General features: G+C 70.9%; 9 protein-coding genes and 1 pseudogene. 7 read left to right on the top strand and 3 right to left on the bottom strand.

Annotation, left to right across the window (positions count from 1 at the left end):
- Positions 1-551 (bottom strand): annotated as a pseudogene (locus B9S61_RS14730) (PucR family transcriptional regulator); the annotation flags it as partial.
- A gap of 168 nt (positions 552-719) precedes the next feature.
- Here B9S61_RS14730 and B9S61_RS14725 point away from each other — a divergent pair.
- The 7 genes from B9S61_RS14725 to B9S61_RS14695 all read left to right on the top strand — a co-directional run bounded on the left by B9S61_RS14725 (position 720) and on the right by B9S61_RS14695 (position 9814).
- Entirely contained in the window at positions 720-1646 is a 927-nt protein-coding gene (locus B9S61_RS14725; RefSeq protein WP_103542664.1) for a proline dehydrogenase family protein, read from the top strand.
- A gap of 170 nt (positions 1647-1816) precedes the next feature.
- On the top strand, positions 1817-3448 hold the full coding sequence (gene pruA / locus B9S61_RS14720; protein WP_103542663.1) for an L-glutamate gamma-semialdehyde dehydrogenase: 1632 nt from the start codon (positions 1817-1819) through the stop codon (positions 3446-3448).
- Positions 3449-3749: 301 nt separating this feature from the next.
- On the top strand, positions 3750-3881 hold the full coding sequence (locus B9S61_RS42305; protein ID WP_103542662.1) for a hypothetical protein: 132 nt from the start codon (positions 3750-3752) through the stop codon (positions 3879-3881).
- A 67-nt stretch (positions 3882-3948) separates the two neighbouring features.
- Complete coding sequence (locus B9S61_RS14710) at positions 3949-4992, top strand: 3-isopropylmalate dehydrogenase (RefSeq protein WP_103542661.1); 1044 nt, start codon at positions 3949-3951, stop codon at positions 4990-4992.
- Positions 4993-5241: 249 nt separating this feature from the next.
- On the top strand, positions 5242-6330 hold the full coding sequence (locus B9S61_RS14705) for a branched-chain amino acid aminotransferase (RefSeq protein ID WP_103542660.1): 1089 nt from the start codon (positions 5242-5244) through the stop codon (positions 6328-6330).
- A 413-nt stretch (positions 6331-6743) separates the two neighbouring features.
- Positions 6744-8348, top strand: a complete 1605-nt coding sequence (cimA, locus tag B9S61_RS14700; protein ID WP_103542659.1) for a citramalate synthase — start codon at positions 6744-6746, stop codon at positions 8346-8348.
- Between the two features lie 110 nt (positions 8349-8458).
- Positions 8459-9814 (top strand): hypothetical protein, encoded by a 1356-nt coding sequence (locus tag B9S61_RS14695; RefSeq protein WP_103542658.1) that lies wholly within the window; start codon positions 8459-8461, stop codon positions 9812-9814.
- 289 nt (positions 9815-10103) lie between these two features.
- On the opposite strand, the gene B9S61_RS14685 is transcribed toward B9S61_RS14695, so the two are convergent.
- Both B9S61_RS14685 and hpnR read right to left on the bottom strand, forming a co-directional pair.
- Positions 10104-10712, bottom strand: a complete 609-nt coding sequence (locus tag B9S61_RS14685; protein WP_103542657.1) for a YceI family protein — start codon at positions 10710-10712, stop codon at positions 10104-10106.
- A 229-nt stretch (positions 10713-10941) separates the two neighbouring features.
- Positions 10942-12447, bottom strand: coding sequence for a hopanoid C-3 methylase HpnR (gene hpnR, locus B9S61_RS14680; RefSeq protein WP_103542656.1), 1506 nt, complete (start codon positions 12445-12447; stop codon positions 10942-10944).
- Positions 12448-12592 lie beyond the last annotated feature (145 nt).

The raw sequence follows: 12592 nt of genomic DNA, 5'->3' as shown, positions 1-12592 counted from the left end.
GCCCGGCCGCCGAGGGCGGAGCGCAGCTCGGCGACGGCCATCTCCCGCTGCCAGCCCCGCTCCGCGGTCAGCACCGCCCGCAGCTCGCGGGTGAGGTCGGCGCCGTGCTGCGCCTCGTCGGCGAGCAGCGCCCCGATCCGGGCCGTCACCCCCATGGCCGCGTCCAGCTGCTGCTGCGAGGGGCCCGGGTCGTAGTCGAGCAGCCAGACGTAACCGAGGACGACACTCCGATGGCGTACCGGCAGACAGACGCGCCCCCGGTGCACGCCCGCCTCCGGGGTGCGCGGGATACGGACCGGGCCGGTCGCCCGCGTGATGCCGAAGCCCTCGAACCAGGCGCGGACCGCGGCCGTGGAACGGCGGGTCAGGATCGAGCGGGCGCGCACCGGGTCCAGCGCGGACGGATCGAGATCGCCCTCGCTGTCGTACGCCCCGAAGGCGATCAGCTCGAAATCGCGGTTCTCCAGGGTCGCCGGAGCGCCGAGCAGCTCCGAGATCTCGTCCACCAGCTCCTGGTAGTCGTCCCTGTGCTCCGATGCCACAAGGGGCATTCTGTCGCACATCCCGGCGCCTTCATACATCTGTCTGAGATCTGCCGCACGGATGCGTGACAGCTGTCCGTGGCCCACGATCGGGGGCATCCGTAGGTTTCACGGTGGTTCTCCGTGCCGTATCCGAATCGTCGGGCGACGGCCTCATGCAGCTTGTGGAGGTGCCCCGTGCTGGGTCCCGTGATTCTCGCCGCGTCGCGCAGCGACCGGGTGCGACGCCTGGTCTCGGCCGCCCCGGTGACCAGACAGGTCGTGGACCGGTTCATCCCCGGTGAGACCGTCGACGAGATCCTGCCGATCATCCGGGAGCTCACCGGCGACGGCCTGGAACTGACCATGGACGTGGTGGGCGAGGACATCACCACCCCCGGGCAGGCCGCCGCCGCGCGGGACGCGTATCTGGAGCTGATCGACCGGCTGGGCCCGCTGGAGCTGGGCGGCCGGGCCGAGATGTCGGTGAAGCTGTCGATGTTCGGGCAGGCGCTCCCCGGCGGCCACGGACTCGCGCTCGCCAACGTCCGCCCGGTCGTCGAGGCCGCCGCCGCGATCGGCACCACCGTCACGCTGGACGCGGAGGACCACACCGCCCTCGACTCGATGTTCGCCATCCACGAGGAGCTGCGGAAGGACCACCCGCAGACCGGCTGCGTCATCCAGGCCTACCTCTTCCGCACCGAGGAGGACGCGCGGCGCCTCGCCGCGGCCGGCAGTCGCGTACGGTTGGTGAAGGGCGCCTACAAGGAGCCCGCCGAGGTCGCCCACCAGAAGAAGCACGAGATCGACAAGGCGTACGTGCGCATCCTGCGGACGCTGATGGAGGGCGAGGGCTACCCGATGATCGGGTCCCACGACCCGCGCCTGATCGCCATCGCCCAGGAACTGGCCCGCACCGCCGGGCGCAAGCTCGACGAGTACGAGTTCCAGATGCTCTACGGCATCCGCGGCGACGAGCACCTGCGACTGGCCGCGGAGGGTCACCGCATGCGCGTCTACACGGCCTACGGCACCGACTGGTACGGCTACTTCATGCGGAGGCTCGCGGAGAAGCCGGCGAACCTGGGGTTCTTCCTGCGCAGCGTGGCGAGCCATGACTGAGAAGGACTCGGCCGTGCGGCGGCCACGGCTCCGGCCGGGGGTCCCGGGGCCGTCCCCCGGGACGGCACGGCACGCGACGGCACGCGGAGGGACCGGCCACCACCGGACCTTCGCCACATGATCACAAACGGCTGACACCACACCGCTCACGACAAGGAGTTACGCCACCCATGGACGCTGTGACCCAGGTCCCCACCCCCGTCAACGAGCCGGTGCACGGCTACGCCCCCGGGAGCCCCGAGCGTGCCCGGCTGGAGGCCAGGCTCAAGGAGCTGGCCGACAACCCGATCGATCTTCCCTGCACCATCGGCGGCGAGCGGCGGATGGGCGGCGGCGAGCGCTTCGACGTCGTGCAGCCGCACCACCACAAGGCCCGCCTGGGCACCTACGCCAACGCCACGCAGGCGGACGCCCAGGACGCCGTCGACGCGGCCCTCGCCGCCGCGCCCGGCTGGCGCGCGATGGCCTTCGACGACCGCGCGGCGATCATCCTGCGCGCCGCGGAGCTGCTGTCCGGCCCCTGGCGCGAGACCATCGCCGCCTCCACCATGCTGGGCCAGTCCAAGACCGCCCAGCAGGCCGAGATCGACAGCCCCTGCGAGCTGATCGACTTCTGGCGCTTCAACGTCCACTACGCCCGGGGCATCCTGGCCGAGCAGCCGCCGGCCAACTCGCCGGGCGTGTGGAACCGCATGGATCACCGCCCGCTGGAGGGCTTCGTCTACGCGATCACGCCCTTCAACTTCAGCGCGATCGCGGCCAACCTGCCCACCGCCCCGGCCCTGATGGGCAACGTGGTGGTCTGGAAGCCGTCCCCGACGCAGACCCACGCCGCCGTGCTGCTGATGCGGCTGCTGGAGGAGGCCGGTCTGCCCAAGGGCGTGATCAACCTGGTCACCGGCGACGGCATCGAGGTCTCCAAGGTCGCCCTGGTCCACCGGGACCTGGCCGGCATCCACTTCACCGGCTCGACCAAGACCTTCCAGCACCTGTGGAAGACGGTCGGCAACAACATCGAGAAGTACCGCACCTACCCGCGCCTGGTCGGCGAGACCGGCGGCAAGGACTTCCTGGTCGCCCACCCGAGCGCCGACCGCGCCGTGCTCAAGACCGCCCTGACCCGCGGTGCCTTCGAGTACCAGGGCCAGAAGTGCAGCGCCACCTCCCGCGCCTACATCCCGGCGTCCATCTGGAACGACGGTTTCAAGGAGGAGTTCGCCGCCGAGGTCGACTACCTCACCATGGGTGACGTCACCGACCTGTCGAACTTCATGGGCGCCGTCATCGACGAGCGGTCCTTCGCCAAGAACAAGGCCGCGATCGACCGTGCCAAGGAGGACGAGACCTGCACGATCGTCGCGGGCGGCTCCTACGACGACTCGGTCGGCTACTTCGTGCGCCCGACGGTCGTCGAGTGCTCCGACCCGGAGAACGAGGTGTTCCGCACCGAGTACTTCGGCCCGTTCCTCGCCGTGCACGTCTACGAGGACGAGCAGTACGACGAGATGCTGACCCAGATGGAGGCGGTGTCCGACTACGCCCTCACCGGCTCGGTCATCTCGGGCGACCGCGCGGCGGCGGCCCACACGATGGAGAAGCTGCGCTACGCGGCCGGCAACTTCTACATCAACGACAAGTCGACCGGCGCCGTCGTCGGCCAGCAGCCCTTCGGCGGCGGCCGTGCCTCCGGCACCAACGACAAGGCCGGCGCCCCGCAGAACCTGATGCGCTGGACGCTGACCCGCGCCATCAAGGAGACGCTGGTCGCGCCGACCGACTACGCCTACCCGCACATGGGCTGACGCCCACCCCGACCCCGGACGGGCCAGGTCTCCCCCCGACCTGGCCCGTTCGGCGTTTTCGCAGGTGGGAGCGGTGTGACCTGGTCCACCGTCTCAGATAGTAGGAAGTCCGAGTAATTGTGCAGACAGGTGCGCCCGGCTCCCTTAGCTTTGTAGGAGCCGAACGATCCGCTCGATCGAGCGAACGGCGGTCGTGAGCCGGACCCCGCGCAGGCAACCCCTGCGGTCCGCCGCTCCCCGCCCCCGGCCTCTCGTCACCCCTTTTCCGTACTCCGGGGATGCCCGAAGGAGTCGATGCACCATGGCCGAGACGACCGTCCGCCGCCGCGTCCGCCACACCGCCCGTACGAGCGAATCCGACCGCAAGAACGCCGCGGCCGCCCTCCAGCGCGCCCTCGACCGCCGGGACAACGGCGGCTCGACCGGCCACTGACACACCCACGGCGTCCGCATGCCGGACGTCGTATGTCATCCCGTGGGACGAGGAGTAGGGTGCCCGCATGTCTCGCAGCATCAATCTCGCAGTGATCCCCGGTGACGGCATCGGCCAGGAGGTCGTGGCCGAAGGCCTGAAGGTCCTCTCCGCCGTCCTCCCGCAGGATGTGAAGCTGGAGACCAAGGACTACGACTTCGGCGCCCGGCGCTACCACGCCACCGGTGAGACCCTCACCGACGCCGACCTCGACGGGCTGAAGCGGCACGACGCCATCCTGCTCGGCGCCATCGGCGACCCGAGTGTCCCGTCCGGCGTCCTCGAGCGCGGCTTCCTGCTCAAGCTCCGCTTCGCCTTCGACCACCACGTCAACCTGCGGCCGTCGAAGCTCCTCCCGGGCGTCGCCACCCCGCTCGCCGGGCAGCCCGAGATCGACTTCGTCGTGGTCCGCGAGGGCACCGAGGGCCCGTACACGGGCAACGGCGGCACCATTCGCAAGGGCACGCCGCACGAGGTCGCCACCGAGGTCTCCGTCAACACGGCCTTCGGTGTCGAGCGCGTGGTCCGCGACGCCTTCGCCCGCGCCCAGGCCCGCCCGCGCAAGAAGCTCACGCTGGTCCACAAGAACAACGTGCTGGCCTTCGCCGGCCATCTGTGGACGAACGTCTTCAACAAGGTGGCCGAGGAGTTCCCCGAGGTCACCACCGACTACATCCACGTCGACGCCGCGACGATCTACCTCGTCACCGACCCGGCCCGCTTCGACGTCATCGTCACCGACAACCTCTTCGGCGACATCATCACCGACCTCGCCGCGGCCGTCTCCGGCGGCATCGGCGTCGCCGCGAGCGGGAACATCAACCCCTCCGGCGCCTTCCCGTCCATGTTCGAGCCCGTGCACGGCTCGGCTCCGGACATCGCCGGCCAGGGCAAGGCCGATCCCAGCGCCACGGTCCTGTCCGTCGCCCTCCTCCTGCGCCACCTCGGCCACGACGCCGAGGCCGCCCGTATCGAGGACGCCGTCTCCGCCGACCTCGCGGAGCGCGGTTCCCTGCCCGCCCGCAGCACCTCGGAGATCGGCGACGCCCTCGCCGCGCGAGTAGCCGGCTGACCCGGCGCCCCCTCGACACCACTCGAAGCCGCCGGGTCGCAACCGCACCCGGCGGCTTCCCCCTGTCCCCGCCGGGTGTCACCATCGACCACCGGGCCGCATTCACCCCGTTTCTTCCGCCGCCGCCTCCGGGCGATAATCGGACGCGGAGCCGCGGAATGAGGGAATGCTCGGACGTCCACGTACTGGCCACCGGCCGTACGGGCGTGTGCGCGGCCCGTCACTACAACCGGTGAAGGACAACCACTCATGACGACGCCCACGATCGAGCTCAAGCCCTCGGCCCACCCGCTCTCGGACGCGGAGCGGGACACGATCCTGGCCGCCCCCGGATTCGGCCGCCACTTCACCGATCACATGGTGACGATCAAGTGGACCGAGGGCCGCGGCTGGCACGACGGCCAGCTCGTCCCGTACGCGCCGATCTCCCTCGACCCCGCGACGACGGTGCTGCACTACGCCCAGGAGATCTTCGAGGGCCTGAAGGCCTACCGCCGGCCCGACGGCTCCGTCGCCACCTTCCGCCCCGAGAAGAACGCCGAGCGCTTCCAGCGCTCCGCCCGCCGGCTCGCCATGCCCGAACTGCCGGTCGAGACCTTCATCGAGGCGTGCGACGCCCTCGTCGGCCAGGACCAGGCATGGGTGCCGGCGCACGGCGGCGAGGAGTCCCTGTACCTGCGCCCGTTCATGATCGCGACCGAGGTCGGGCTGGGTGTGAAGCCCGCCAACGAGTACCTGTTCCTGGTCATCGCCTCCCCGGCCGGCGCCTACTTCCCGGGCGGTGTGAAGCCGGTCTCCATCTGGGTCTCCGGGGACCGCGTCCGCGCCGTCCCCGGCGGCATGGGCGACGCGAAGACCGGCGGCAACTACGCGGCCTCCCTGCTGGCCCAGGCGGAGGCGGCGGCCAAGGGGTGCGACCAGGTCTGCTACCTCGACGCCGTGGAGCACCGGTGGGTCGAGGAACTGGGCGGTATGAACCTGTACTTCGTCTACGGCGACAGGATCGTCACCCCCACCCTCACCGGCTCCATCCTGGAGGGCGTCACCCGCGACTCCCTCCTCGCCGTCGCCCGCGACCTCGGGTACGAGGCCGTCGAGGAGCGGGTCTCCGCCGAGCAGTGGCAGCGCGACTCGGAGAACGGCAGCCTCACCGAGGTGTTCGCCTGCGGCACGGCGGCGGTCATCACGCCCGTGGGGACCGTGAAGCGGGACGGCGCGGAGTGGCGGCAGAGCGGGGGCGAGCCGGGCGAGGTCACGCTCCGCCTGCGCCGGGCGCTGCTCGACATCCAGCGGGGAACGGCCGAGGACAAGCACGGCTGGATGCACCGGCTCGCGTAGGGCGACACGCACCGGCTCGCGCAGGGGGGACGGCGCGGGTGCGCGGGCCGGGCGGTCGCACACCCGTCGCCTGCGTGCCGGTTCCGGGACCGGCGCGCAGGCGGGTTCCGTACACCCACCGCCCGCATCCTGAGACGCATCGTGAGCACAGGGGCGGCTTGTGTCAGACTGCCTCCGTGCTCTCGTTCGCCACGATTATTGGCAGCAGGCGCGCCGGTCCGCAGTGACCGCACGTACGACACGGTACGGGCGGACACCGTCGTCCTCGACCCGCGCGCAGACCTCTCGCACCCGCGAGAGGTTTTTCTGTTTCCTGGCCCCACCACGGCCGGGGGACGAGCGTGAGGGACCATGGGGGAACGGTGGAACCGGTCATTCCGGTAGACCGAGATCAAATCAGGAGCCTTCAGACCATGACCGCAACCAGCGAGCCCGACGACTCGTTCCACGTCTTCGACACCACCCTGCGCGACGGCGCCCAGCGTGAGGGCATCAACCTCACCGTCGCCGACAAGCTGGCCATCGCACGGCACCTGGACGAGTTCGGCGTGGGCTTCATCGAGGGCGGCTGGCCCGGCGCGAACCCCCGGGACACCGAGTTCTTCGCCCGCGCCCAGCAGGAGATCGACTTCCGGCACGCGACGCTGGTCGCCTTCGGCGCCACCCGCCGCGCCGGTACCACCGCCGCACAGGACCTCCAGGTCAGGGCGCTGCTCGACTCCGGCGCCCAGGTGATCACGCTGGTCGCGAAGTCCCACGACCGCCATGTCGAGCTCGCCCTGCGCACCACCCTCGACGAGAACCTGGCGATGGTCCGCGACACGGTGTCCTTCCTCAAGGGGCAGGGCCGCCGGGTCTTCGTCGACTGCGAGCACTTCTTCGACGGCTACCGGGCCAACCCCGAGTACGCGAAGGCGGTCGTCCGCGCCGCCTCCCAGGCCGGCGCCGACGTGGTCGTCCTGTGCGACACCAACGGTGGCATGCTCCCCGCGCAGATCCAGGCGGTGGTCGCCACCGTGCTCGCCGACACCGGCGCCCGGCTCGGCATCCACGCCCAGGACGACACCGGCTGCGCGGTCGCCAACACCCTCGCCGCCGTCGACGCGGGCGCCACCCACGTCCAGTGCACCGCCAACGGCTACGGCGAGCGGGTCGGCAACGCCAACCTGTTCCCGGTCGTGGCGGCCCTGGAGCTGAAGTACGGCAAGAAGGTCCTCCCCGACGGCCGGCTGCGCGAGATGACCCGCATCTCGCACGCCGTCGCCGAGGTCGTCAACCTCACCCCCTCCACCCACCAGCCGTACGTCGGTGTCTCCGCCTTCGCGCACAAGGCGGGCCTGCACGCCTCCGCGATCAAGGTCGACCCCGACCTGTACCAGCACATCGACCCCGAACAGGTCGGCAACACCATGCGCATGCTGGTCTCCGACATGGCCGGCCGCGCCTCCATCGAGCTCAAGGGCAAGGAGCTCGGCATCGACCTCGGCGGCGACCGCGAACTGGTCGGCCGGGTCGTCGAGCGGGTCAAGGAGCACGAGCTCAAGGGCTACACCTACGAGGCGGCCGACGCCTCCTTCGAGTTGCTGCTCCGGGCGGAGGCCGAGGGCCGGCCGCTGAAGTACTTCGAGGTCGAGTCCTGGCGCGCGATCGTCGAGGACCGCCCCGACGGCAGCCACGCCAACGAGGCCACCGTCAAGCTGTGGGCCAAGAGCGAGCGCATCGTCGCCACCGCGGAGGGCAACGGCCCGGTCAACGCCCTGGACCGCTCCCTGCGGGTGGCCCTGGAGAAGATCTACCCGCAGCTGGCCAAGCTGGAGCTGGTGGACTACAAGGTCCGCATCCTGGAGGGCAAGCACGGCACGCAGTCGACGACCAGGGTGCTGATCTCCACCTCCGACGGGGCGGGGGAGTGGTCGACGGTGGGTGTCGCGGAGAACGTGATCGCCGCGTCCTGGCAGGCGCTGGAGGACGCGTACACCTACGGGCTGCTGCGGGCCGGGGTGGAACCGGCGGCGTAGGAATCGCGGAACCGCAGGAACCGCGGGAACGACGGGACCGGCGGGGAGTCGGAACAATCCCCCGCCGTCCCCGATGTCTTTTTGGCACCCGTTTGGGTACCGTCGAACGTATGAAGGACGCGCCGAGGCGTATCCACATACGTCTGATACGCCTATTGATCGTTCCGGTGGCCGCCGTTCTGGCGGTCCTGATCGCGGGTGCGCCGGGGGCCCAGGCGGCCACGGACGTCTCGGTCATCGCCGGGAAACTCCGTGAGAGTCCCGTCTACGTCGATCCCGAGGCGCGAGACCTCCTCGCGGAATCCGACGCCGAGGCGCTCGCGAACAAGATCGAGGACGCGGACAAACCCATCTTCGTCGCGGTCCTCCCGGGGGACCAGCCGACGGAGAACCTCTTCCGGAACCTGCGCACCGAGACCGGCGTCACCGGCCTGTACGGCATCCGGCTCGGCGACGCGTTCGACGCCCGCGCGGACAGCAGTGTGCTGAGCCCCCAGGGCGTGCGGAACCTGGTCACGTCCGTGCAGGGCGCCGGGGACGTCAAGGCCCAGCTGAACGACTTCGTCGACAGCGCCCTGCGCAGCACCGGCGGCGGTGCCCCCGGCTCCTGGACCGACGGGTCCGGCGAGGTCCCGGTCGGCGGGCTGGTCACCGTCGGCGCGCTGCTGGCGGCCGGCGGGGCGGGCGTGTACGCCGTGACCCGCCGCAACCGGCGCCGCCACGAGGAGGAGCAGCGGGCCGCGCTGGAGAGGCTGCGGGTGGTGGTCGACGAGGACATCACCGCGTTCGGCGAGGAGCTCGACCGTCTCGACTTCCACCCCGGCGAATCCGGCGCGGACGACGCGATGCGCGCGGACTACGAGCATGCGCTGGACGCCTACGAGCAGTCCAAGACGTACATGGCCGCGGCGCGGAAACCGGAGGACGTGCGGGCCGTCACCCAGGCCGTGGAGGACGGCCGCTTCGCGCTGGCCCTCCTCGACGCCCGCCGGGACGGACGCCCGCTGCCGGAACGCCGCCCGCCCTGCTTCTTCGATCCGCGGCACGGACCCTCGGTCGCCGAGGCCACCTGGACACCGCCGGGCGGGGCCGAGCGCGAGGTCCCGGTGTGCGCGGCCGACCGGGCCCGCCTGGCCGACGGCGCCGACCCCGCCATCCGTGAGGTCGACACCGACCACGGCCGCCGCCCGTACTGGGAGGCGGGTCCCGCGTACGGGCCCTGGGCCGGCGGCTACTTCGGCGGTGGTCTGCTGCCAGGTCTGCTGGTCGGCACCATGCTGGGCGGCATGATGGCCGGCCCCGGCTACGCGGCCGACTACGGCGCGGGGTACGGCGACTTCGGCGGCTACGGGGGCGGCGACGTCTCCGGGGCGGACTTCGACGCCGGGGACTTCGGGGGCGGTTTCGGCGACTTCGGCGGCGGCGGCGGTTTCGGCGGCGGCGGCGACTTCGGCGGCGGCTTCTAGAGCGGACCCCTGTTCCTCAATCGCCGGAGAGGCTGACATCCAGCCTCTCCGGCGATTGAGGAACAGGGGTCCGGGGGCAGCGCCCCCGGGGGACGATGGGGGTACCTCCCGCTCATGGGGGTCCCCCCGCTCGAGCGAAGCCGAGAGTGGGGGAGAAGCCGAGAGTGGGGGAGGGAAGGGGCGGCGGGGGCGACACCACCGAACGGACTGTCACCCGGCGAGAACGCCGAGCGCCCGCCCTCCCCCGAGGGGGATGGGCGGGCGCGCTCAGGAGTGGCACCGCCCGGCGTCACACCTTGCGGATCGCCGAGATGTCGAAGTTCAGCTTGATCTTGTCGGAGACCAGGACCCCGCCCGTCTCCAGCGCCGCGTTCCAGGTCAGACCCCACTCGGAGCGCAGAATCTCGGACTTGCCCTCGAAGCCGACGCGCTGGTTGCCGAACGGGTCGGTCGCGGCGCCGTTGAACTCGAGGTCGATGGTGAGCGGCTTGGTGGTGCCCAGGATGGTCAGGTCACCGGTGATGCGGTAGTCGTCGCCGCCCAGGGCCTCCGCCTTGGTGGTGCGGAAGGTCATCGTCGGGAACTCGTCCGTCTTGAAGAAGTCCGAGCTCTTCAGGTGGCCGTCGCGGTCGGCGTTGCCCGTCTCGATGCTGTCCATCACCACGTCGAGGGAGGCGGTGGACCTGGCCGGGTCCGCGCCGTCGAGCTGCAGCGTGCCGGTGAAGTCCTGGAAGCTGCCCTTGACGTTGGTGACCATCGCGTGGCGGGCGACGAAGCCGATCGTGGTGTGCGCCGGGTCGATCGTGTACTCGCCGGTCAGCACGGCCAGGTCCGGGCTCACCGCGTCAGCGGTGGTCGCGGTGGCGGTCTCTTCGTTCTTGCGGCCGAAGATGCCCATGGTGTTCCTCCCGGGGGATTAGGTTGAATATTCAACTAACTGAACAAGACCCACCGTAGACCCATTCCCTTCAAAGTTCAACATCTTTGGGGAAGGGTGTCTCGAACGGGTCCTCAATCGCGTGGAACCCGGCTGTCCGCGGCGCGGGAACGTCCTGTTCCGCGGGTGGCCGCCGCCCCGGCCGGGTTCCCCGCGGCACCGGCGGCACACCGTTCCGGGACCGGGCCGGCTACGTCCCCGGCGGGCGCGTCCGAGCGGGCGCACCCTGGGTGCCGCCCCGCGTGTGGACGTACAGCATGCGCCGGTCGCCGACGTCGAGACGCTGCGGCAACGGCAGCTCGTGACGCACCGGACGCGCGTGGTCGGCGAGCTGCCGGCGCGGGTTGTACACCTGGTTGAACTTCCACAGCATGCGCGCGAAGTTCGTCTGCCCGTGCGCCAGGTTGCGGCCGAGCACCCGCGCCGCGCCGAACGCCGTGCGCACCCCCAGATGCTTGCGGTTGATCACCGCCTGGGTGCGCACCAGCTCCTCGTAGAAGCGCGCCAGCGGCAGCTTCGTGGGCACCACCGCGTGCTGGATGTCGAAGAGGCGGTAGTCCCGGGTGGTGAGCCGGCGCGACTCCGTGTGCCAGATCTCCGTGCCCGGGTACGGCGTCATCACGGTGAAGTGCACGATCTCCGGCACGGCCAGCGCGAACTCCCGCACCACCCGGAAGCGCTCCTCGTCCCAGTCCGGGTCCGCGATCAGATTGATCGCGACCCTGATCCCCAGCCGGCGGGCCGTCTCCAGCGCCCTCATGTTCTCGTCCGGGCTGACCCGCTTGCGGTACAGGTCGAGCCCTTCCGCGTCGATCGCCTCCATGCCGAGGAACATGTAGCGCAGCCCCAGCCGCGCCCACCGCTCGAACACCTCCGGATGGCGCAGCAGGACGTCGGAACGGGTCTCCAGGTAGTACTGCTTGCGGATGCCGCGCCGCTCCACCTCGGCGGCGATGGCGTTCCCGTGCTCCGGCCGGATGAACGCCACGTCGTCCACGATGAACACGTTGGGCTCGCGGATCCTCGCCAGGTCGTCCGCCGCGGCCTCCGGCGAGGCCTTGCGGTAACTGCGGCCGTAGAAGGTCCACGCCGAGCAGAACGAACAGTCCCAGGGGCAGCCGCGGGTGAACTCGATCGAGGCGCACGGATCGAGCTCGCCGATGAAGTAGCGGCGGCGGTTGCGCATCAGGTCCCGGGCCGGCAGCGGCCCGTCGATGCTGTGCAGCATCAGCGGCCCGGGGCCGCGTCCGGCGGCGGTGACGACGCCCGGCACACCCTCCACACCGCCGTCACGCACCGCCTCCAGCAGTGGCCCGACGGCCGGTTCACCCTCGCCGCGGACCACCGCGTCGACCGCGCCCGCCGCCTGCTCGACGACCTCCTCGGCGACGAAGGACACACTGTGCCCGCCGAGGAAGACGAAACAGCCCGGCACCTCCTCCTTCACCCGCTTGGCCAGCGCGATCGCCTCGGGAATGTTCGCCAGGTAGTTCAGGGAGATGCCCAGCGCCTCCGGCCGGAAGGACCGCACCTCGTCGCGCAGCTTCCGCACCCCGAGGACCTGCAGGTCGACGACCCGGACCTGGTGGCCCGCCTCCCGGGCGGCGCCCGCCACCCGCTCCAGGCCCAGGGGCTCCAGCCGGAGGAAGATCTCGGAGTACATCAGGGCGCTGGGATGGACGAGCAGCAGACGCATGAGTGACCTCGTCACGGGGGGACGGACGGACCGGGGACGGAAGGGACGCCGCTCTCTTCGTAACCCGGCGGGCCGGACGCCGTACGGTCCGTACGCCCGCTTGGCCGCATCCCCGGCACGCAGGAGTGGACCTGCGGTGCGGCGT

This window comes from Streptomyces sp. SM1 (assembly GCF_002910825.1).
GTDB lineage: Bacteria > Actinomycetota > Actinomycetes > Streptomycetales > Streptomycetaceae > Streptomyces > Streptomyces okerensis.
The sequence above is the reverse complement of the archived record's forward strand: the minus strand, read 5'-3'. Positions and strand labels throughout refer to the sequence as shown.